We start from the raw sequence: 21,559 nt of genomic DNA, 5'->3' as shown, positions 1-21,559 counted from the left end.
CGGGCACGGGCCTGCGCGAGGGCGGCCGGACCGGCTTCGCGGCCCGGCCCCGGAGCCCTTGCGCCAGGCCGGGAGAGGGCTCCGGCGGGCGGCCCGCGCGGCCTCCCGGCACCCACCGCCGGGCCGCGCCACCCGGCAGGCGCGGTCGTCGGGAGGAGTTGCCCACCACCGGTATGCAAACTCGGCGCGCAACGGTGTCGCTAGACTTTGCCCTGGTCTCGCCCAACCGTACGAGCCGGAGGAGTGCAGTGGCAGCCAAGGACGGGGCAGCAGCTCCCGGAAAGTCCGGCGCGGGCTCCGGCAACGAGGCGCTCATGCGCGCCTCGCTCAGCGCCGTCGCCCCCGGCACCGCCCTGCGGGACGGCCTGGAGCGGATCCTTCGGGGCAACACCGGAGGACTCCTCGTCCTCGGTATGGACAAAACGGTCGAATCCATGTGCACCGGCGGCTTCGTGCTGGACGTGGAGTTCACCGCGACCCGGCTGCGCGAGCTGTGCAAGCTCGACGGCGCACTGATCCTCGACAAGGACATCACCAAGATCCTGCGGGCCGGCGTGCAGCTGGTCCCGGACGCGTCCATCCCCACCGAGGAGACCGGCACCCGCCACCGCACCGCGGACCGCGTCTCCAAGCAGTGCAACTTCCCGGTCGTCTCCGTCTCGCAGTCCATGCGCCTGATCGCGCTGTACGTGAACGGCGAGCGCCGGGTCCTGGAGGAGTCGGCCGCGATCCTCTCCCGCGCCAACCAGGCCCTCGCGACCCTGGAGCGGTACAAGCTCCGTCTCGACGAGGTCGCCGGCACGCTGTCCGCGCTGGAGATCGAGGACCTGGTCACGGTCCGGGACGTCACCGCCGTCGCCCAGCGCCTGGAGATGGTCCGCCGGATCGCCACCGAGATCGCCGAGTACGTCGTCGAGCTCGGCACCGACGGCCGCCTCCTCTCGCTCCAGCTGGACGAGTTGATCGCGGGTGTCGAGCCCGAGCGCGAGCTCGTCATCCGCGACTACGTGCCGGAGCCGACGGCCAAGCGGTCCCGCACGGTCGCCGAGGCGCTCACCGAGCTCGACGCGCTCAGCCACGCCGAGCTGCTCGAACTGCCCATCGTGGCGCGCGCCCTCGGTTACAGCGGCTCGCCCGAGACGCTCGACTCCGCCGTCTCCCCACGCGGGTACCGGCTCCTGGCCAAGGTCCCGCGCCTGCCGGGGGCGATCATCGAGCGGCTCGTCGAGCACTTCGGCGGCCTGCAGAAGCTGCTCGCGGCGAGCGTCGACGACCTCCAGACCGTGGACGGCGTCGGCGAGGCCCGGGCCCGCAGCGTCCGTGAGGGCCTCTCCCGGCTCGCGGAGTCCTCGATCCTCGAGCGGTACGTGTGAGGGCTGTCCCGTAGTCCCCGGCGGGCGCAGGACGCGCTACGGCCCACCGCGGACGACGGGACGGCCCGTGACCACGGCACGCGGAAGGGGCGGTACGGGATTCCCGTACCGCCCCTTCCGCGTGCCGTGCCGCCGTGCGGTCAGTCCTTCGCCAACGTGAACGAGGCCGGCGAGACCTTCGTGCCGGGCAGCGCCGCCTCCACCAGGTACGTGCCCGGGCCGACCGGGCCCGCCGGCGCGGTGGCGCACTGCGGGGCGCTCTGCCCGCGGTCCCAGTCCACGGTGTGCGTGATCGCGGTGCGGGCGGGGACGCGCAGCAGGATCGGGGTGCCGGGGCGGGGGCAGTCCTGCGAGGACCAGATCTGGTCGCCCTTGTCGTTGCTGATCTTCAGGACCGCGCTCTTCGGGCCGAAGTCGGCCTTGCAGTCGGTGCCCGAGGCGTTCCGGGCGATGAGCCGGAACCGCGGCTTGTCCCCCGGCGCGTAGGAGAGCTTGTCGCTCTTCAGCGTCAACTGGAGTGACCCCGGGGCGCAGTTCGGGAGCGGGGAGCCGGCCGGCACCTGCTGCCCGGCGGTCGAGCCCGCACCGCCGTCGCCGCCCCCGCCGTCCGTATCGCCGTTCTTGCCGCCGCCCTCGGTGCCGGTGGAGGCGTCTTCGCCGGTGCCGCCCTCGCCTCCCGTGGTCTCTCCGGAGTCGCCCGACTCGTCGCGTCCGCCGGGCTGTTCACTGATCGCCGGACCGGAGCCAGAGGGTCCGGGAGTGATCGAGGGCGCGGGGGAAGCCCCGTTGGCACCGTCGTTCGGCTTCTTCCCGCCGCCGCCACCGGAGGTGACGGCCCAGAGCGTGAGCAGCGCGAGAAGCGCGATCAGGCACAGCGCGACCGCCCTCCGTCGCCAGTAGATGGAGGAGGGAAGCGGCCCGACCGGATTGCGCAGTGATCCCACGCCACGAACCTTACGAGAGATCGAGGCCAACTCCCGCCCCACCCGCCGCCCCAGACATCAAGTTTTGCCGATGATCACACCCCGAGCGCCGGACTCATCCGTTCCGCCCCTACTTCGGCCGGGCGGGGTGCGGACCTTCGGCCCGGGCGCCGGGTGCCGGACTCCGGTTAGCGTCTCCCCTCATGGACAACCTTTCCGATCTCTCGGGCGACCTCTACCGCGACGTCACCGACGTCGCCCACTCCACCCCGCACTGGTTCCAGCAACTCGCCGAGGTGTGGACCGAGGCCGGACTGCTGCTGTTCGGCGTGCTGTTCCTGGCCGGCTGGTGGCGGACCAGGACGGCGCCGAGCGGCGCCATGGCGCTCGCGCTGCTGGCCCCGCTCGCGACCGGTTTCGGATACGTGGTGAGCGAGGCGCTCAAGTCGCTGGTGGACGAGGAGCGTCCGTGCCGGGCGGTGGCCGGGGCCGCCGCCTCGCTCGTCCCCTGCCCGCCCTACGGAGACTGGTCGTTCCCGAGCAACCACTCGGCGATCGCGGGAGCCGCGGCCGTCGCCCTCGCGCTGTCCTGGCGCGGCATGGCCTGGCTGACCGTGCCGATGGCGCTCCTCATGGCCTTCTCCCGGGTCTTCGTCGGCGTGCACTACCCGCACGACGTGACGGTCGGCCTGCTGCTGGGAGGGGCGGTCGCGTTCCTCGTCGTCAAGGCGGCGACGCGGCCCGTCCGGACCCTGGTGGACACGGCCCGCACCAGCGGCAACGGCGCGGTGGTGTGGTGCGTGGGGCGCGGCCCGCGCCAGCACGCCTCCACGCGCCGTGAGGGCGTGCGGCACGGCGCGTACTGAACGTGCCAGGATCGGAGGTGCCATGACTTCCATCGATGCCTCCACCACGTCCCCCGTCCCCTCCGACGGCCCCGCGGCCGGGCCCGCCCCGGCGCCCGCACCCGACCGGCTGCACGGGCCCGTCCTCGCCTGGTTCGACCGGCACGCCCGCGATCTGCCCTGGCGCCGCCCCGAGGCGGGCGCGTGGGGCGTGATGGTGAGCGAGTTCATGCTCCAGCAGACCCCGGTCGTCCGGGTCCTGCCGGTGTACGAGCAGTGGCTCGCGCGCTGGCCGCGGCCGGCCGACCTGGCCGCCGAGGCACCGGGCGAGGCGGTCCGCGCCTGGGGCCGGCTCGGCTATCCGCGGCGCGCCCTGCGGCTGCACGGCGCGGCCGTGGCCATAACGGAGCGGCACGGCGGCGACGTCCCCAGCGAGCACGGGCAGTTGCTCGCCCTGCCGGGCATCGGGGAGTACACCGCGGCGGCGGTGGCCTCCTTCGCGTACGGGCAGCGGCACGCGGTGCTCGACACCAACGTGCGCCGGGTCTTCGCCCGGGCGGCCACCGGTGTCCAGTACCCGCCGAACGCCACGACGGCGGCCGAGCGCAGGCTGGCGCGCGAACTGCTGCCGGAGGACGACGCCACGGCCGCCCGCTGGGCGGCGGCCTCCATGGAGCTGGGCGCGCTGGTGTGCACCGCGAAGAACGAGGACTGCGGGCGGTGCCCGATCTCCGCCGAGTGCGTGTGGCGGCAGTCGGGGAAGCCGGCCCACGACGGCCCGCCGCGGCGCGGCCAGACCTACGCCGGCACGGACCGCCAGGTCCGCGGCAAGCTGCTGGCCGTCCTGCGGGAGGCCACGGACGCGGTGCCGCAGCCGTCCCTGGACGCCGTCTGGCACGACCCGGTCCAGCGCGACCGGGCCCTGGACGGCCTGGTCGCCGACGGCCTGGTCGAACCCCTGGAGGGCGGGCTCTACCGCCTGCCGCAGTCCTGACGGCCGCTGTTCCCCGACCGCGGGGCGGTGCCCCCGGCGGCGCCCGGGCCGGTGCCGCCGGGCGGCCGCCGGCCGGTTCGCGGCGGCCGGGTCCCGGTCACGCCGGGTGGCCGGGACCACCCGGCGACCCGGCGCCGCCGCTCAGTGGCCGTCGGGCACGGCGAGGCCGAGCGCGCGGAGCCGCTCCGGCTCCGCGACGACGTCGATCTCGGTGATCAGGCCCTCGACGATCGTGAAGGCGAGCGCCACGGCCAGCCGCCCGTGCCGGGCCATCGCCAGCCCGATCGCCCCGTCGATCCGTACGGGCCCGGTGAACCGGGCCCGGCCCACCGCCGCCATCGCGCCCCTGGCGACGGTGTGGGCCCCGAGGACGACGACCGGCTCGGGCGTGGGCACGACCGCCGCGTCGGCCCGCAGCACCACGTCGGGGTGCAGCAGCCCGACCAGCGCCTCGAAGTCCCCGCGGCGCGTGGCGGACAGGAAGGCGTCGACGACCCGGCGGCGCCGGACCGGATCCGGTCCGGGCGGCGTCCCGGCCCCCTTGACCCGACGGCGGGCCCGGCTCGCGAGCTGCCGCGCGGACACGGGGGTCCGCTCCAGCATCGGCCCGATGTCCTCGAAGGGCACGGCGAACATGTCGTGCAGGACGAAGGCGAGCCGCTCCGCGGGCGACAGCCGGTCCAGCACCACCAGCAGGGCGACGCTGACCGAGTCGGCCAGCAGCGCCTCCTCCTCGGGATCGCGTGCCTCGTCGCCGCCCGCCGCCCGCCCGGGCGCGAACGACCCGGGCGGCTCGTCGAAGAGGTCCTCGCGCCGCGTCCGGCGGGTGCGCAGCGTGTTCAGGCAGACCCGGGACACCACGGTGGTCAGCCAGCCGCTCAGGTTCGCGACCCCGTCGGTGCCGGCGGCGCTCGCACGCAGCCATGCCTCCTGGAGCGCGTCGTCGGCCTCGGCGACCGAGCCGAGCATCCGGTAGGCCACCGCCCGCAGCCGGCCGCGCTCCTCCTCGAAGCGGGCCGCCAGCCCCACGTCGTCCAGCCCCGCGTCGCCCTGCCCCACGCCGCTCGGCCCCGCGTCGTCGTCCATGGTTCCCCCCGTCCTCCCCGCCGCTGCCCGCGCGCGGACACCGCGAACCTACCGACCGTCCGACAGGGGCCGGACGCCCGGCCCGTCCCCGGCCGTTACACAACCGATGGGCAGCCGTGCGTCCGCCGACGGCTGCCGCGCACAGCCTCGTGACAACCGCTCCGTAGCGTCGTCGACGTACACGGAAACAGTGCTGGTCACGGGGATCGGAGGCGGTTGGGAATGGCGCACGGCGAGGTGCTCGACTTCGAGGAGTACGTCCGTACACGGCAGGACGCCCTGCTGCGCAGTGCCCGCCGTCTCGTGCCCGACCCGGTCGACGCGCAGGACCTGCTGCAGACCGCGCTGGCCCGCACGTACGGCCGCTGGGACGGCATCGCCGACAAGTCCCTGGCCGACGCCTACCTGCGCCGCGTGATGATCAACACCCGCACCGAGTGGTGGCGTGCCCGCAAGCTCGACGAGGTGCCCACCGAGCAGCTGCCCGACGCGTCCGTCGACGACGCCACCGAGCAGCACGCCGACCGGGCCCTGCTCATGGACATCCTCAAGGTCCTCGCGCCCAAGCAGCGCAGCGTCGTCGTCCTGCGGCACTGGGAGCAGATGAGCACCGAGGAGACCGCGGCGGCGCTCGGCATGTCGACCGGTACGGTGAAGAGCACGCTCCACCGTGCACTGGCCCGACTGCGCCAGGAACTGGAGAGCCGGGGCATCGACGACGCCCGAGCTCTGGAGCGGTCGACCGAACGACGTGAGGAACGGGGGCGGGACCGGTGCGCGGCCTAGGGGGTGTCTTGTCGATCAACCCGGCAAGATCGGCTGGACGCTCCCCGGGGAGCGGACACGACGGCGGGGAGGACGGCCCGTGCGGCACCCACGCGGCGGCGAGGACCACGGCACTGGCCGGGCTCGTCGCCGTCGGCATGCTCATGGCCGGCTGCTCGACCGGCGGCACGGGTTCCCGTGACGAGGGCGCGGCCCGCGCAGACGACGTGACCTCGGCGGCCCCGGCCGCCTCCCCGTCCTCCTCCACGGGCAAGCAGTCGGCCAAGCGGGTCGACCCGATCGCGCTGCTGAAGTCCGACCCGAAGATCGGCGAGCGCCTGAAGGGCGACCTGAAGCCCTGCGTCGCGGACGCGTACCCGGTGGACACCTCCTACGGGAACCTCACCGGCGGGGCGTCGCCGGACGTCGTCGTCAACGTGATGACCTGCGGCGACGCCGTCGGCATCGGGACGTACGTGTACCGCGAGGAGAACAAGGAGTACAAGAACGTCTTCATGACCGAGGACGCCGCCGTCTACGCGACGATCGACCGCGGTGATCTGATCGTGACCCGGCAGGTGTACGCCAAGGGCGACCCGGTGGCGTACCCCTCGGGCGAGGACGTGATCACGTACCGGTGGTCGGGCAACAGGTTCACCCAGCACGACTGGGTGCACAACGACTACAGCCGCGCGGTCGGTGACGGCGGCATCGACGGCTCCGCGCCGGCACCCGGCGACGGCTGACCGCGGCGCGATGCCGGCTCCGGTGACGGGGCCGGCGCGAACACCGACGCCGGCGTGCGACGCCGGCGGGAGAGAAACGGAAAGGGCGCCCGATGGCCGAGACCCATGTGCTGTTCGTCGAGGACGACGACGTGATCCGCGAAGCCACCCAGCTCGCTCTGGAGCGGGACGGCTTCGCGGTGACCGCGATGCCCGACGGGCTCTCCGGTCTGGAGGCGTTCCGGGCCGACCGCCCGGACATCGCGCTGCTCGACGTGATGCTGCCGGGCATGGACGGCGTCAGCCTGTGCCGCCGGATCCGCGACGAGTCGACCGTGCCGGTGATCATGCTGTCGGCGCGCGCCGACTCCATCGACGTCGTGCTGGGCCTGGAGGCCGGGGCCGACGACTACGTCACCAAGCCCTTCGACGGATCCGTCCTGGTCGCCCGGATCCGGGCGGTGCTGCGCCGCTTCGGGCACGCGGGCGGCGCGGCCGGCGGGGACGCCGGGCGGGACGAAGGCCCCGACGGCGGGGTGCTGGTCTTCGGCGAGCTGGAGGTCGACACCGACGGCATGGAGGTCCGCAGGGGCGGGGCGCCGGTGGCGCTGACACCGACGGAGATGCGTCTGCTGCTGGAGTTCTCCTCCGCACCCGGCACGGTCCTGTCGCGCGACAAGCTGCTGGAACGGGTCTGGGACTACGGCTGGGGCGGCGACACCCGGGTCGTGGACGTCCACGTGCAGCGCCTGCGCACCAAGATCGGACAGGACCGGATCGAGACGGTCCGCGGCTTCGGCTACAAGCTCAAGGGATGACCCGGGGGATGAACGGATGAAGCGGCTCCCCCTGCGCACGGGCGTCCGCTGGAAGATCTCCGTCGCGATCGCCGCGGTCGGCGCGCTCATCGCGGTCACGCTCAGCCTGGTCGTCCACAACTCCGCGCGCGTCTCGATGCTGGACAACGCGCGCGAGGTCCAGATGGAGCGGCTGCTCTTCGCCCAGCGGATGTACGAGGGCTCCAAGCCCAAGGAGCCCCGCTTCGGCACCAAGATCAACGACCCGATGCTGCCGCGCCAGCTCGACCAGCTGATGCGGGACAACCGGCGGGGCACGTACGTCCAGGAGCACAGCCACGGCGGTCCGCCGGACGTCTGGGCGGCCGTGCCGCTGGCCAACGGCGACGTGCTGTCGCTGCACATCCCCTTCGCCGACCGCAGCGCGGCCATCATGAAGGACCTCGACCGGGCGCTGATCATCGGCTCCGTCTCGGTGGTCTTCGGCGGCTGCGCGCTCGGCGTGCTCATCGGCGGCCAGCTCTCCCGGCGACTGCGGAAGGCCGCCGCGGCCGCCGGGAAGGTGGCCCAGGGCAACACGGACGTCCGGGTCAGGGACGCGATCGGCGGGGTCGTCCGCGACGAGACCGACGAGCTGGCCCGCGCGGTCGACGGCCTGACCGACGCCCTCAACGAACGGATCGAGGCCGAGCGCCGGGTCACCGCGGACATCGCGCACGAGCTGCGCACGCCGGTGACGGGCCTGCTGACGGCGGCCGAGCTGCTGCCGCCCGGGCGGCCCACCGAGCTCGTACGGGACCGGGCGCAGGCCATGCGGACGCTGGTCGAGGACGTGCTGGAGGTGGCCCGGCTGGACAGCGCCTCGGAGCGGGCCGAGCTGCAGGAGATCGCGCTCGGCGAGTTCGTCGAGCGGCGGGTGCGGACGCTCGACCCGGACGTGGTCGTCCGGGTGGTCCACGAGTCGTGGGTGAACACCGATCCGCGCCGGCTGGAGCGGATCCTGGGCAACCTCCTGGCGAACGCGGCCAAGCACGGCAGCAAGCCGGTGGAGGTCACGGTCGAGGGCCGGGTGCTCCGCGTACGGGACCACGGCCCCGGCTTCCCCGAGGCCCTGCTGCGCGAGGGCCCGAGCCGCTTCCGTACCGGGGCGAGCGACCGGGCCGGTCAGGGCCACGGGCTCGGCCTGACGATCGCGGCAGGGCAGGCGCGGGTCCTGGGCGCCCGGCTGACGTTCCGCAACGCGGCTCCCTCGGGGGCGCCCGCCGGGACGCAGGGCGGCGCAATCGCGGTGCTCTGGCTCCCCGACCACGCGCCCACGAACACGGGCAGCTTCCCGATGATCAGGTTCCCGGACAGGACCTAAGGGCTCTCCGCAGACGGCCGAAGGCCCCCGGCGCGAGCTGTCGCGCCGGGGGCCTTCGGCCGTGGGTGCCCGGGGGCGGCGGGGTCAGACCGTCTCGGCGACCTTCACGGTCTCTCCGTCGGCCGGCTTCGGGGCCGGTCCGGTCCCGCGCAGGGCCACCTCCTTGACGAAGAACGCCAGGACGAAGCCGATCACCGCGACCGCGGAGCCCACCAGGAAGGCGGAGTGGGTGCCGGACGCCACGGCGTACTGGTACGCCTCGCGCAGCGCGGCGGGCAGCTTGGCCAGGCTGGCGGCGTCGAGCTGGGCCGACTGCTGGGTCAGCCCGGAGCCGCCGCGGGTCGCCATCTCGTCCTGGACGCGGCTGGTGAAGAGCGCGCCCATGATCGCGACGCCGAAGGACGAACCGAGGGTCCGGAAGAGGGTGGTCGACGAGGAGGCGACGCCCATGTCCTTGAGCTCGACGCTGTTCTGGGCCACGAGCATCGTGATCTGCATCAGGAAGCCCATACCGGCGCCGAGGACCGCCATGTAGATCCCGGAGGTGAGCCGGGAGGTGCCGGTGTCCATCTGGGCCAGCAGGAACAGGCCGACGACCATCAGCGCGGTGCCGATGATGGGGAAGATCTTGTACTTGCCGCTGTTCGTGGTCACCCGGCCCGAGATCAGCGAGACGACCATCATCGACAGCAGCATCGGCAGGAGGAGCAGGCCGGAGTTGGTGGCCGAGGCGCCCTGCACGGACTGCTGGAAGAGCGGCAGGAAGAGCACCGCGCCGAACATCACGAAGCCGGTGAGGAAGCCGATCACCGACATGAGGGTGAAGTTGCGGCTGCGGAAGATGTGCAGCGGCATGATCGGGTCGCTCGCGCGGGTCTCGACCAGCAGGAACGCGGCGAGCGCGACGACGCCGGTGACCGCGAGGCCCACGATGGTCGCCGAACCCCAGGCGTACTCGGTGCCGCCCCAGGTGGTGACGAGCACGATCGTGGTGATGCCGACGGTCAGCAGCGCGGCGCCGAGGAAGTCGATCCGGGTGCCGGCGGTCCGCTCCTTGCGGGGCAGGTGCAGCACGGCGGTGACCATCGCCAGCGCGACCACGCCGAGCGGCAGGTTGATGTAGAAGGACCAGCGCCAGCCCCAGTGGTCGGTGATGGAGCCGCCGACGAGGGGTCCGCCGATCATGGCGAGCGCCATGACGCCGGCCATCATGCCCTGGTACTTGCCGCGCTCCCGGGGCGGGATCAGGTCGCCGATGATCGCCATGACGCCGACCATCAGACCGCCGGCGCCCAGGCCCTGGACGGCGCGGAAGCCGATGAGCTGGCCCATGTCCTGCGCCATGCCGCTGAGCACCGAACCGATCAGGAAGACCACGATCGAGGTGAGGAAGACGCCCTTGCGGCCGTACATGTCGCCGAGCTTGCCCCAGATGGGAGTGGAGGCGGCGGTGGCCAGCGTGTAGGCGGTGACGACCCAGGAGAGGTGCTCCAGGCCGCCCAGCTCGCCGACGATGGTCGGCATGGCCGTGCCGATGATCATGTTGTCCAGCATCGCGAGCAACATCGCGATCATCAGGGCGAGCAGCACCACGCGCACGCTGCGCTGCCGCACCTCCGCTCCGCCCTCCTCGGCTGCCTTCACTGACTCGGTCGTCGCCATGTCCCCTGCTCCCCACACCTTCGGACGCTTACTTGCCGCCCGGCTAGTTACTAGACTAGGAAGGTAGAAGGCAAACTAGCCGGGCGTCAAGTAAGTAAAAGGGTGTGGGGAGAAGAGCATGGCCAGAGGCAACACCCGCCAACGCATCCAGGACGTGGCCCTGGAACTCTTCGCCGAGCAGGGCTACGAGAAGACCTCACTGCGCGAGATCGCCGAACGGCTGGACGTCACCAAGGCCGCCCTCTACTACCACTTCAAGACCAAGGAAGACATCCTCATCGGGATCTTCCAGGACCTGACCCGGCCGATCGACGAGCTGATCGCCTGGGCCCAGGAGCAGCCGCGCACCCTGGAGACCAAGCAGGAGACGCTGCGCCGCTACCAGGCGGCACTGGCCGACGCGGCCCCGCTGTTCCGCTTCATGCAGGAGAACCAGGCCACCGTGCGCGAACTGAGCATCGGCCTGACCTTCAAGGAGCGCATGGTCACGCTGAGCGGGCTCATCCAGGAGCCGGAGTTCGCGATGGCCGACCGGGTCCGCTGCATCAGCGCGCTGTTCACCATGCACGCCGGCATGTTCTTCATGCAGACGATCGAGGGCGACCCCGAGGAGAAGCACGAAGCCGTCCTCGAGGTCGCCCTCGATCTGATCACCCAGGCGCACCACGCCTGAGACCACTCCCGGCGGGGCCGGGTCCGGTCGCGTCGGGTCAGATGGTGACGCCGACGGAGCGCAGGAACGCGGCCGGGTTGAGCGCGGAGCCGTAGTTCGGGGTCGTACGGATCTCGAAGTGCAGGTGGGGGCCGGAGGAGTTGCCGGTGTTGCCCGACAGCGCGATCTTCTGGCCGGCGCCGACCTTCTGGCCGATGTGCACGTTGATCTTCGACAGGTGCGCGTACTGCGAGTACTTGCCGTTGGCGTGCTTGACGACGATGGCGTTGCCGTACGCCGGGCCGTCGCCGCCGCCGTACGGGCCGGCCTTCACGACGGTGCCCGCGCCGGCGGCCTTGACGGGGGTGCCGACCGGGACGGCGAAGTCCTGGCCGGAGTGCTTGTGGGCCCACATGGCGCCGCCCTGGTTGAAGCTGGCGCTCAGCGAGTAGCCGGCGACCGGCTTGACCCAGGACGGAGCCTTCTTGGCGGCGACCGGGGCCTTCTTCGCCGCTGCCTTCACGGCGGCGGTCTTCGCCGCGGCGGCCTTGACCTGAGCGGCCTTGACCTGGGCGGCGACCTTCGCCTGGGCGTCGGCCTGGGCGGCGACGGCGGCGGAAACACCGACAGGGGCGGACGCGATGGCCTTGCCCTCGGCGGCGAAGGCGGAGCCCGCTCCGGCCACCAACGACGCTCCCAGGCCGGCGGCGGCGAGAGCGACGACGGTGGTACGGGTGGGGTTCATGACGCGCTTCGACATACGGGGGAAAACCTCCGGGAAGTACGGGACCGACGCTGTGCTGCGCCGGGCTGGCCATCCCTTGGTAACCCGCCACCCCATCTCGGCTCAAACCCCCCATCTACGACATTGCGTCGTAGCGATCTCCTGGAAAGTTCAGCTCTTGACGACCCCCGGACCCCGTCCTTGAAATCGGACAAACCGGCACAAGCGAATCGGTTTATCCGCATGTCGCCTCTGTCCTGATGGGCCCGAGAGGCGGCCTCTCGCCCGGTTCGGGACCCCCCGGGACCAAGGTCCCGACGCGAGGGACCGGAACGTCCCGAATCGACCCCGAACGCCACCACTATTCCGGCTAGTACCCCTCGAAACGCCTGTGCGCCTTGTCACGGCGCACCCCCCACCATTGCGACCTGGGTCACGCAACCGGAGGCCCCCGGAAGCCGTCCCCGACTATGTCGGCGGCACGGCCGGACAGGACACGGATGCTTCGGGGGACGTACGTGGATCCAGCGCTCATCGGCACCCGCCTGGTCTCCGGCGCGATCGGCCCGCTGCTCAGGAAACTGCTGGTCACCGACGGTCCCGGGGCCGGTCTCCCCGGCGAGGGCCGCCGCGTCCGGCTCTCCCGGCTCGTCTCCTTCCGCGGCGAGCGGCGCACTCTGACCGACCGGGACGTCCGCGCCCTGGCCGCCACCCTCGTCGGACGCGCCCTGGCCGGGCCCGGAGAACCGCCCTTCCCGGCCGACGAGACCGAGGCCGTCACCGACACCCTGGCCGCCACGCTGCTCGCCCTCGGCGACCTGGACATGGACGACGTCCAGGCGGTGGCCCTGGGCCACACCGCCCTGGCCCGCCGCCTGCGCGCGGCCGCCCCGGCCCCGGACGGGCTCACCACGGACTCCGTCCTCTTCCTGGGGACCCTGACCGAATGGGCCTGCCTGCACATCCTGGAGTTCTTCACCCAGCGCTCCACCTTCGTCGCGCGGACGCTGGTCGAGCAGACCCGCGGCCAGAGCGAGCTGACCGCGAAGGTCGACGCGCTGCTCACCCGCACCCCGCGGCCCGACGGCCGCGACACCGAGTTCGAGCGGCGCTACCGGGCCCACCTGGCGAAGAAGCACGGCCGCCTCACGATCTACGGGGTCGACCTCCACCACTCCCCGGACACCTGGTCCCTGGACCGGGCGTACCTGCCGCTGGAGGCGACGGGCCCGGGCCCGGCCCACGGCAGCCGGCTCACGACGCCCGCCGCACCCGGGGAAGACGACGGCACCACGGCCGCGGCCCCGTACGCCGCCGCCCCGGACACGCGCGTCCCGGACACCCCGCTCGTCTACGACAGGGACGCCGTGGTCCCCCTGCGCCCCGCCGACTCCCTGCCCGCGGAGCTCGCCCTCGCCCGCCATGACAAGGTCCTCCTGCGCGGCCTGGCCGGCTCCGGCAAGACGACGCTCGTCCAGTGGCTGACCGTCTGCGCCGCGAACGAAGGCCGCGACGAGGGGATGGAGTACCTGCGCGACCGGATCCCCTTCGTCCTCCCCCTGCGCACCCTGACCCGCCACGGCGAACGGCTCCCCTCGCCCGACCGCTTCCTGGCCGCCGCCGGCTGCCCCCTGACTCCTCCCGACGGCTGGGCCGAGCGCGTCCTCGCCGCCGGCCGCGGCCTCATCCTCGTCGACGGCATCGACGAGGTCCCCGAGGCCGAACGCGGGCGCGCCCGCGGCTGGCTCCGCGACCTCCTCGACGCCTACGAGGGCAACCGCTGGCTGGTCACCTCCCGCCCCACCGCCGTACGCGAGGACTGGCTCACCCCGGACGGGTTCACCGAGCTGACCCTCTCCCCCATGTCCCGGGCCGAGGTCACCGCCTTCGTCCGGCGCTGGCACGACGCCGCCGGACCCGAGGCCGCCCCGTACGAGCAGCCGCTCCTCGACGCCCTGCGCACCACCGCGCACGTCGCCCAGCTCGCCACCAACCCCCTGATGTGCGGGCTCATCTGCGCCCTGCACCGCGACCGCCGGGGCTTCCTGCCGCGCGGCCGGAAGGCGCTCTACGAGGCGGCCCTGTCGATGCTCCTGACCCGCCGCGACCGTGAGCGGGACATGGGGGCGCCCTACGGGATCGCGCTCGGCGAGGCCCCGCAGATCCAGCTCATCCAGCGGCTCGCCCACTGGCTCACGCTCAACGGCCGCACCCAGATGGACCGTTCGCGGGCCGAGGCACTGGTGCGGGCGGTCGTCCCGGCCGTGCCGGAGGCGGCCGCCCACGAGGACGCCGACGCCGTCTTCACCCACCTGCTGCACCGCAGCGGCCTGCTGCGCGAACCCACCCCGGACACCGTCGACTTCGTCCACCGCACCTTCCAGGACCACCTGGCCGCCAAGGCCCTCGTCGACGAGTGGCACATCGGCGTCCTCGTCGGCCACGCGGCCGACGACCAGTGGCAGGACGTCGTCCGCATGGCGGTCGGCCACGCCCGCCCGCGCGAGTGCGCGGAGATCCTCGGCGAACTCCTGGCGGCCGCGGACGCCGCGCCGGACCGCCGCACCCGGCTCCGCGTGCTGGTGACGGCCGCGACGGCCCTGGAGGAGGCGACGGAGGTCGCGCCGGACATCCGGGAGCGGATCCTGCGGCGGACGGCGGAGGTGATCCCCCCGCGCGACCCGGAGGAGGCGCGGGAACTGGCGTCCGCGGGACGGGCGGTCCTGCACCTGCTGCCGGGCCCGGAGGGTCTGGGCACCCGGGACGCGCTCATGGCGGTGACGACCGCGACCCACGTCGCCGACGACGCCGCGCTGCCCTACCTGGCCCGGTTCGCCCGCCACGAGTCGATCGAGGTCCGGTCACAGCTGATGTGGGCCTGGTCGCGCTTCGACACCCGGGACTACGCGCGGGAGGTCCTCGCCCACCTCACTCCCGGCTCCCTCTACTTCACCCTCCGCTCCGACGACCAGGTCGACGAGCTGGTCCGCCGGGGGATCCGGCCCAGTTCCCTCGACATCCGTGCCGGCCTCTCCCGCCGCGGCGTCGTCGCCCTCGCACCGCTCCTGGAGCGGACGACGTACCTGCATCTCTCGCTGACCGCGGCAGGAGCCTCCGTGGCGGCCCTGCTGTGCGCCGGCGACGCCGGGACCGGAGCGTGCCGTGTCCCGCGGCTGGCCTATCTCGACCTCTACGGGTCCGCGTCCCCGACGGCGGCGGACTGGCACGCCGTCGCCGCCGTACCCGGCCTGCGCGAGCTCGCGCTCGACCCCCGCCATCTCGACGGGTGCCCCGACGGGCTCGTCCTGCCGCAGGTCGAGCACCTGGTGCTGGCGGGAGACGGCGCCGATCCGCCGTTCGAGCGGATCGGCGCGGTCTTCCCGGGCCTGGGCGCGCTGGTCCTCTCCGGTCGCGGCGAGGGACGGACGTACGACCTGAGCCCGCTGGCCGGCCTGCCGGACCTCGCGCTCGTCGAGCTGCCCGGCGCCGAGGTCACCGGCACCGGGCAGCTCGCCCCCACCGTCCGCATCGCCACCTGACGGGCCCGCCCCGCCCCCGGGGCCGTCCCGCCGGACGACCCACGCGAAAAAGGGGCTGCCCCGGTCCGTACGTCTCCGTACGGGCCGGGGCAGCCCCGTCAGCCGCTCAGTGCGGCGTCACGCGTCCTTCGAGAGGTTGGGGCCGGCTCCGCCGGTCGCCTGCTCGATCGGAGGAACGTCGGGCAGCGCCGACTTCTCCTCGCCGCGGAAGGTGAACTTCTTCTCCTCACCCTCGCCCTCGGTGTCCACGACCACGATGTGACCGGGGCGCAGTTCGCCGAAGAGGATCTTCTCCGACAGCGAGTCCTCGATCTCGCGCTGGATGGTCCGACGGAGCGGACGGGCACCCAGCACGGGGTCGTAGCCCTTCTTGGCGAGCAGGTCCTTCGCGGACTGGGAGAGCTCGATGCCCATGTCCCGGTCCTTCAGGCGCTCGTCGACCCGGCCGATCATCAGGTCGACGATCTGCAGGATGTCGTCCTGGGTGAGCTGCGGGAAGACGATGATGTCGTCCACACGGTTCAGGAACTCCGGGCGGAAGTGCTGCTTCAGCTCGTCGCTGACCTTGGCCTTCATCCGCTCGTAGTTGGACTTCGTGTCGCCCTGGGCGGCGAAGCCCAGGTTGAAGCCCTTCGAGATGTCCCGGGTCCCGAGGTTGGTCGTCATGATGATGACCGTGTTCTTGAAGTCCACGACCCGGCCCTGGGAGTCGGTCAGGCGACCGTCCTCCAGGATCTGGAGAAGGGAATTGAAGATATCGGGGTGGGCCTTCTCGACCTCGTCGAAGAGGACGACGGAGAACGGCTTGCGGCGCACCTTCTCGGTGAGCTGGCCGCCCTCTTCGTAGCCCACGTATCCGGGGGGCGAACCGAAGAGACGGGAGACCGTGTGCTTCTCGCTGAACTCCGACATGTCGAGGGAGATCATCGCGTCCTCGTCGCCGAAGAGGAATTCGGCGAGCGCCTTGGACAGCTCGGTCTTACCGACACCGGACGGGCCGGCGAAGATGAACGAGCCACCGGGGCGCTTCGGGTCCTTCAGGCCGGCCCGCGTACGGCGGATCGCCTTCGACAGACCGCGGACGGCGTCCTTCTGGCCGATGACGCGCTTGTGGAGCTCGTCCTCCATGCGGAGCAGACGCGAGGACTCCTCCTCGGTCAGCTTGAAGACCGGGATGCCGGTGGCGGTCGCGAGGACCTCGGCGATCAGCTCGCCGTCGACCTCGGCGACGACGTCCATGTCGCCGGCCTTCCACTCCTTCTCCCGCTTGGCCTTCGCCGCCAGCAGCTGCTTCTCCTTGTCGCGGAGAGACGCCGCCTTCTCGAAGTCCTGGGAGTCGATCGCGGACTCCTTGTCCCGGCGGACGCCGGCGATCTTCTCGTCGAACTCGCGGAGGTCCGGCGGCGCGGTCATCCGGCGGATGCGCATCCGGGAGCCGGCCTCGTCGATCAGGTCGATCGCCTTGTCCGGGAGGAAGCGGTCCGAGATGTACCGGTCGGCCAGGGTCGCGGCCTGGACGAGGGCCTCGTCCGTGATGGAGACCCGGTGGTGGGCCTCGTAGCGGTCGCGCAGACCCTTGAGGATCTCGATCGTGTGCGGCAGCGACGGCTCCGCGACCTGGATGGGCTGGAAGCGGCGCTCGAGGGCCGCGTCCTTCTCCAGGTACTTGCGGTACTCGTCGAGCGTGGTGGCACCGATGGTCTGGAGCTCACCGCGGGCCAGCATCGGCTTGAGGATGCTGGCGGCGTCGATCGCGCCCTCGGCGGCACCCGCACCCACCAGGGTGTGGAGCTCGTCGATGAACAGGATGATGTCGCCGCGGGTGCGGATCTCCTTGAGGACCTTCTTCAGGCGCTCCTCGAAGTCACCGCGGTAGCGGGAGCCGGCGACCAGCGCGCCGAGGTCCAGGGTGTAGAGGTGCTTGTCCTTGAGGGTCTCGGGCACCTCGCCCTTGACGATGGCCTGCGCCAGGCCCTCGACGACGGCGGTCTTGCCGACGCCGGGCTCGCCGATCAGGACCGGGTTGTTCTTGGTACGGCGGGACAGCACCTGCATGACCCGCTCGATCTCCTTCTCGCGCCCGATGACCGGGTCGAGCTTGGACTCACGAGCCGCCTGGGTGAGGTTCCGGCCGAACTGGTCGAGGACCAGGGACGTCGAGGGGGTGCCCTCCGCAGGACCGCCGGCGGTGGCGGCTTCCTTGCCCTGGTAGCCGGAGAGCAGCTGGATGACCTGCTGCCGCACCCGGTTGAGATCGGCGCCCAGCTTCACGAGGACCTGGGCGGCGACGCCCTCGCCCTCGCGGATCAGGCCGAGCAGGATGTGCTCGGTGCCGATGTAGTTGTGGCCGAGCTGGAGGGCCTCGCGGAGCGACAGCTCCAGGACCTTCTTGGCACGAGGGGTGAAGGGGATGTGCCCGGACGGGGCCTGCTGGCCCTGACCGATGATCTCCTCCACCTGCTGTCGGACCGCCTCGAGCGAAATCCCGAGGCTCTCCAGGGCCTTAGCGGCGACACCCTCACCCTCATGGATAAGGCCCAGGAGGATGTGCTCGGTGCCGATGTAGTTGTGGTTGAGCATCCGGGCTTCTTCCTGAGCCAGGACGACAACCCGCCGCGCGCGGTCGGTGAACCTCTCGAACATCGTTAATCGCTCCTCAGAGCGGTCAGTCAGTTAGGGGTCGATCCCCTCCCTGTCCTTCCGCAGCTTAGTCCCGCAAGCGGGGACCGCTCATTCCAACTGCCGACATCCGTCCGGATCACCCCCTCTCAAGCGGGGAGACCTGCTGCCGAACAACCGACAAATGCTCCAACCCGATGGTGCGAGACGATGTTCCCGCAGGCCAAGCAGTTACCCGTGCCATCTGTACGCCGATGGCGAACGTGAGACGCCCAAGCCCGCGGGTTGCCCCTTCCCACTAGGAATGTCTTACCCGTCAGGACTGACACTCCATGCAGCACACCCCGGTTCCCTCCGCTACGGGCGAACATCCTTGCGCTCTCGAATGCACCCGTACGCCCCCATCATGGACACTCTGCGAACCGGATCAAGGACGCTGGGTCACCGCGGGCGTAACCAGGAAGCCGTCCCGACCGTTCCCCGGGTATGGCCTCCACCGTTCCGCCTCCCGGCTCGCCGCGCGACGGCGGTGTGGCGCGGTGGTACGAGCACGAGCTCGGCTGGGCCACCTCATACGGGTCGGGACAGCCCGTGCAGCTCGTGACGGGGCTGCGCTTCGACGTCCTGGAGCTGCCCGCCACGGCCGGCCGTGCCGTCCTGCGCAGGGCGGGAGCGGGCATCGGGCCGGTGGCCCTCATGGGGCGGCGGATGCGGCTCCTGGTGGCCGCGGGGAGCGCGGAGGAGCTGCCGGGGCTGCTCGACTGGCTGGAGTGGGGCGGGATCACGCTGGATCTCGCCGCGCTGGGCGCGGGCGGCCGGATGACCGCCCCCGTCCCCCCGGGATGGGGCGGTCCCGGCGCACCGGGCGCCGCGGTGTGGCTGCGGGCCCCGGAGCCCGGGCGTGAGGTGGAGTCCTCCCTGCCGGCCCTGCGGGCCGTCGCACGGGGCGGTGCGGGCGCCCCCTGCCTCGTGCGCCTCGTGGCCGCCGCGGCGGCGGAGTGCCATCGGGTGCGGCTGCTGAGCGCGGCCACCGGCGAACCGGCCGCTCAGCAGCTGGCGCCTCAGCGGTTCGCGTCCTCGTAGGCCGCCTTGATCTCGGCGGGCACGCGACCGCGGTCGTTCACGTTGTAGCCGTTCTCCTTGGCCCACGCGCGGATCTTCGCGGTGTCCGGGCTGCCGCCGGCGGCGACGCGGCCCTTTCCACGCGTACCGGCGCTGCGGCCACCGGTGCGCCGACCGCTCTTGGTGTACGGCTCGAGCAGGCCACGGAGCTTGTCCGCGTTGGCGGTGGTGAGGTCGATCTCGTAGGTCTTGCCGTCCAGCGCGAACGTCACGGTCTCGTCCGCCTCGACACCGTCGAGGTCATCGACAAGAAGGACCTGAACCTTCTGTGCCACCGGATTTCCTTTCATCGAAAATGCAGTACGCGGAAAGGAAACCGCTTTTCCCGGAAAAACACAAACCCCCGGCAGAGGTTCAGAAGCCCGGCAACGCGGGAAACATGCGCGATTCGGACATAGGGTTCCGGAGGTTCGTCACGGTCACAGGTGCAGAAGCATCCGGCTGTTACCCAAGGTGTTCGGCTTCACTCGTTCGAGACCCAGGAACTCGGCGACACCCTCGTCATAGGAACGCAGGAGCTCGCTGTAGACATCTCCGTCCACCGGAGTCTCCCCGATCTCGACGAACCCGTGCTTCGCGAAGAAGTCGACTTCGAAGGTCAGGCAGAATACCCGCCGCACCCCGAGCCATCGGGCGGTGTGCAGCAACTTGTCGAGCACGAGATGACCCACTCCGGCGCCCTTGAACTCGGGATCGACCGCGAGAGTACGCACTTCGGCAAGGTCTTCCCACATCACGTGGAGTGCGCCGCAGCCGACGACGACTCCGTCCTCGTCGCGTTCGGCGACCCAGAACTCCTGGATGTCCTCGTAAAGCGTCACGGTCGCTTTGTCGAGCAGGATGCCGCGCCCCACGTACGGGTCGACGAGCCGGCGAACGGCGGCGACGTCGCCGGTGCGGGCCCGGCGTACGGTGACGGTTTTCGGGGCGGGCGCGGAAGCGGGCACGGAGGACTGCATGAAGGGACGCTATCGCCCCTCGGACCCCGTCCCACCGGCACCCTCCGCCGGTGGCGCGGCGGCCTCGGGGGCGTTGTACCCGACCACGCGGATCGCGTCGCCGAGCGCCTCGCGCTGTTCGGGCGACATCATGCCGAAGAAGGCGACGAGGGCCGCGGCGGGGTTGTCGCTCTGCGACCAGGCTTCGTTCATCAGCGCGGCCGAGTAGGCGGCGCGAGTGGAGACCGCGGTATATCGATAGGCGCGCCCGTCGACTTCCCTGCGCACCCAGCCCTTCTGATGGAGATTGTCCATAACGGTCATGACGGTGGTGTAGGCGATGGACCGTTCCTGCTGGAGATCCTCCAGGACTTCCCGGACGGTCACCGGACGGTTCCATTGCCAGACGCGCGTCATGACGGCGTCTTCCAGCTCTCCCAATTGACGGGGCACAGGGCCACCCTAGTGCGCGATGCCGGGAATGGGTCGCCTATTGCGACCGGAAACGCAACAGACGCAACAAAAAGGACGTACGGCCTGAAATCGGCCGTACGTCCCGGGGTCGAGCGGGGTCCTACGAGGCGGTCGCGCCGCCGTCCGCCTGGCGGGCGGTCTCGGCACGGGCGAGGGCGGCGTCCACGGCCGCGTCCTCCTTGGCCTTGTTGGGGCCGCCCTGGCTCTTGACGATCGTGACGACGAGGCCGATGAAGAACGCGGCCATCACGACGGGGGGCAGGAGCGCGGATACGTAGTCCATGCCGTCCAGAGTAGCTATCCGGCGACGCGTTCCTCGGGCGGGGGCGGGGGTACGGGCCGTCGGCGCGGCGGGAACACCTCGGAGGGCTTGGGCACCGGACGCTCGCCGGGCGGCGGCGGCTTGGGGCCGCTCGGGGTCGGCTTGGGCTGGTCGGCGGCGCGCCCGCCGGGCAGCGCGAGCAGCCGGGTGCGGGGCGCGGGGGCCGTGCGCGCGCCCACCTGGGAGACGCGGGCCAGCCGGGCGCGCACCGAGCGCTCCGCGATCACCTGGCAGCGCGCCAGGAGCGCGGCGGCCCGCGGGTTGCCGCGCAGGGCGCGCAGGGCGGCGAGGTCGTCGACGCCGGGCTCGTGACCGGCCGCGAGTGCGTCCTGGAGCAGCTCCAGGTAGCCGGCGAGGGAGCCGGGCAGGGCATCGCGGTAGCGGGCCAGGTCGGCGAGGAGGAAGGCGCGCAGCCGATCCGCCTCGCGGACCGCCTCGTCCACGGATTCGGCGAGACGCAGGCAGTCCCGGACGTCCTCGTCCTGGAGGGGGGCAGGGTTGAGGGCGGTGGCGAGGGCGCGTCGGAGCACACGCAGCTCGTCCGCACTGAACACCATGCCGCCGCGGGATCCGTATGGCGTGGGCATGGGGTGACGATACGCGCTAATCGGACAATTTCTGACTTATTGATCACTT

The 21,559-nt window shown here is 72.0% G+C and carries 20 protein-coding genes; 10 read left to right on the top strand and 10 right to left on the bottom strand.

Features of this window, described 5'->3' with window-relative positions; genetic code table 11:
• Window positions 1-248: 248 nt before the first annotated feature.
• The gene (disA, locus tag ACE1OA_RS19360) at window positions 249-1,373 is read left to right on the top strand and encodes a DNA integrity scanning diadenylate cyclase DisA (protein WP_147979071.1); all 1,125 of its coding nucleotides are present in this window, start codon (window positions 249-251) and stop codon (window positions 1,371-1,373) included.
• 140 nt (window positions 1,374-1,513) lie between these two features.
• Here the strand turns inward: disA and ACE1OA_RS19355 are convergent, their stop codons facing one another.
• A complete protein-coding gene (locus ACE1OA_RS19355) occupies window positions 1,514-2,317 on the bottom strand; it encodes a hypothetical protein (RefSeq protein WP_384868713.1) in 804 nt (267 codons plus the stop codon).
• A gap of 182 nt (window positions 2,318-2,499) precedes the next feature.
• Between ACE1OA_RS19355 and ACE1OA_RS19350 the strand changes: the two genes are divergently transcribed.
• Both ACE1OA_RS19350 and ACE1OA_RS19345 read left to right on the top strand, forming a co-directional pair.
• A complete protein-coding gene (locus ACE1OA_RS19350) occupies window positions 2,500-3,162 on the top strand; it encodes a phosphatase PAP2 family protein (RefSeq protein ID WP_361317401.1) in 663 nt (220 codons plus the stop codon).
• Window positions 3,163-3,184: 22 nt separating this feature from the next.
• Entirely contained in the window at window positions 3,185-4,135 is a 951-nt protein-coding gene (locus ACE1OA_RS19345) for an A/G-specific adenine glycosylase (protein ID WP_356603808.1), read from the top strand.
• A gap of 141 nt (window positions 4,136-4,276) precedes the next feature.
• Here the strand turns inward: ACE1OA_RS19345 and ACE1OA_RS19340 are convergent, their stop codons facing one another.
• Entirely contained in the window at window positions 4,277-5,221 is a 945-nt protein-coding gene (locus ACE1OA_RS19340; RefSeq protein WP_432753125.1) for a sigma-70 family RNA polymerase sigma factor, read from the bottom strand.
• A 222-nt stretch (window positions 5,222-5,443) separates the two neighbouring features.
• Between ACE1OA_RS19340 and ACE1OA_RS19335 the strand changes: the two genes are divergently transcribed.
• From ACE1OA_RS19335 to cseC, 4 genes are all read left to right on the top strand, one after another.
• Window positions 5,444-6,007 (top strand): SigE family RNA polymerase sigma factor, encoded by a 564-nt coding sequence (locus ACE1OA_RS19335; protein ID WP_356603806.1) that lies wholly within the window; start codon window positions 5,444-5,446, stop codon window positions 6,005-6,007.
• Window positions 5,995-6,732, top strand: a complete 738-nt coding sequence (locus tag ACE1OA_RS19330) for a hypothetical protein (protein WP_384868719.1) — start codon at window positions 5,995-5,997, stop codon at window positions 6,730-6,732. Before ACE1OA_RS19335 ends, ACE1OA_RS19330 begins: the two co-directional genes overlap by 13 nt.
• Window positions 6,733-6,824: 92 nt before the next feature.
• Window positions 6,825-7,529 (top strand): two-component system response regulator CseB, encoded by a 705-nt coding sequence (gene cseB, locus ACE1OA_RS19325; RefSeq protein WP_147979066.1) that lies wholly within the window; start codon window positions 6,825-6,827, stop codon window positions 7,527-7,529.
• Window positions 7,530-7,545: 16 nt separating this feature from the next.
• Window positions 7,546-8,871, top strand: a complete 1,326-nt coding sequence (gene cseC / locus ACE1OA_RS19320) for a two-component system sensor histidine kinase CseC (RefSeq protein ID WP_384868723.1) — start codon at window positions 7,546-7,548, stop codon at window positions 8,869-8,871.
• An 84-nt stretch (window positions 8,872-8,955) separates the two neighbouring features.
• On the opposite strand, the gene ACE1OA_RS19315 is transcribed toward cseC, so the two are convergent.
• Window positions 8,956-10,533 (bottom strand): MDR family MFS transporter, encoded by a 1,578-nt coding sequence (locus ACE1OA_RS19315; RefSeq protein WP_356603802.1) that lies wholly within the window; start codon window positions 10,531-10,533, stop codon window positions 8,956-8,958.
• Between the two features lie 118 nt (window positions 10,534-10,651).
• Between ACE1OA_RS19315 and ACE1OA_RS19310 the strand changes: the two genes are divergently transcribed.
• Window positions 10,652-11,206 carry a TetR/AcrR family transcriptional regulator gene (locus ACE1OA_RS19310; RefSeq protein ID WP_356603800.1) on the top strand — a complete coding sequence of 185 codons (555 nt, stop codon included), beginning with the start codon at window positions 10,652-10,654 and terminating at the stop codon, window positions 11,204-11,206.
• A 37-nt stretch (window positions 11,207-11,243) separates the two neighbouring features.
• On the opposite strand, the gene ACE1OA_RS19305 is transcribed toward ACE1OA_RS19310, so the two are convergent.
• A complete protein-coding gene (locus tag ACE1OA_RS19305; protein ID WP_356603798.1) occupies window positions 11,244-11,945 on the bottom strand; it encodes a M23 family metallopeptidase in 702 nt (233 codons plus the stop codon).
• Window positions 11,946-12,427: 482 nt separating this feature from the next.
• On the opposite strand from ACE1OA_RS19305, the gene ACE1OA_RS19300 reads away from it, so the two are divergent.
• The gene (locus tag ACE1OA_RS19300; protein ID WP_432753124.1) at window positions 12,428-15,448 is read left to right on the top strand and encodes an NACHT domain-containing protein; all 3,021 of its coding nucleotides are present in this window, start codon (window positions 12,428-12,430) and stop codon (window positions 15,446-15,448) included.
• 117 nt (window positions 15,449-15,565) lie between these two features.
• On the opposite strand, the gene ACE1OA_RS19295 is transcribed toward ACE1OA_RS19300, so the two are convergent.
• Entirely contained in the window at window positions 15,566-18,091 is a 2,526-nt protein-coding gene (locus tag ACE1OA_RS19295; RefSeq protein ID WP_147979060.1) for an ATP-dependent Clp protease ATP-binding subunit, read from the bottom strand.
• Window positions 18,092-18,553: 462 nt separating this feature from the next.
• Between ACE1OA_RS19295 and ACE1OA_RS19290 the strand changes: the two genes are divergently transcribed.
• On the top strand, window positions 18,554-19,150 hold the full coding sequence (locus ACE1OA_RS19290; protein WP_384868730.1) for an SCO3374 family protein: 597 nt from the start codon (window positions 18,554-18,556) through the stop codon (window positions 19,148-19,150).
• Here ACE1OA_RS19290 and ACE1OA_RS19285 read toward each other — a convergent pair.
• The 5 genes from ACE1OA_RS19285 to ACE1OA_RS19265 form a co-directional block, all read right to left on the bottom strand.
• Window positions 19,129-19,464, bottom strand: a complete 336-nt coding sequence (locus tag ACE1OA_RS19285) for a histone-like nucleoid-structuring protein Lsr2 (RefSeq protein WP_147979058.1) — start codon at window positions 19,462-19,464, stop codon at window positions 19,129-19,131. The genes ACE1OA_RS19290 and ACE1OA_RS19285 overlap by 22 nt on opposite strands.
• A 144-nt stretch (window positions 19,465-19,608) precedes the next feature.
• The gene (locus tag ACE1OA_RS19280; protein WP_147979057.1) at window positions 19,609-20,148 is read right to left on the bottom strand and encodes an amino-acid N-acetyltransferase; all 540 of its coding nucleotides are present in this window, start codon (window positions 20,146-20,148) and stop codon (window positions 19,609-19,611) included.
• Window positions 20,149-20,157: 9 nt separating this feature from the next.
• Window positions 20,158-20,580 carry a BlaI/MecI/CopY family transcriptional regulator gene (locus tag ACE1OA_RS19275; protein ID WP_356603791.1) on the bottom strand — a complete coding sequence of 141 codons (423 nt, stop codon included), beginning with the start codon at window positions 20,578-20,580 and terminating at the stop codon, window positions 20,158-20,160.
• 121 nt (window positions 20,581-20,701) lie between these two features.
• On the bottom strand, window positions 20,702-20,884 hold the full coding sequence (locus tag ACE1OA_RS19270) for a hypothetical protein (protein WP_147979055.1): 183 nt from the start codon (window positions 20,882-20,884) through the stop codon (window positions 20,702-20,704).
• Window positions 20,885-20,898: 14 nt separating this feature from the next.
• The gene (locus tag ACE1OA_RS19265) at window positions 20,899-21,480 is read right to left on the bottom strand and encodes a hypothetical protein (RefSeq protein ID WP_356603858.1); all 582 of its coding nucleotides are present in this window, start codon (window positions 21,478-21,480) and stop codon (window positions 20,899-20,901) included.
• Window positions 21,481-21,559 lie beyond the last annotated feature (79 nt).

It is taken from the genome of Streptomyces sp. JL2001, assembly GCF_050917515.1.
GTDB lineage: Bacteria > Actinomycetota > Actinomycetes > Streptomycetales > Streptomycetaceae > Streptomyces.
This window is presented reverse-complemented; position numbering and strand designations above follow the sequence as displayed.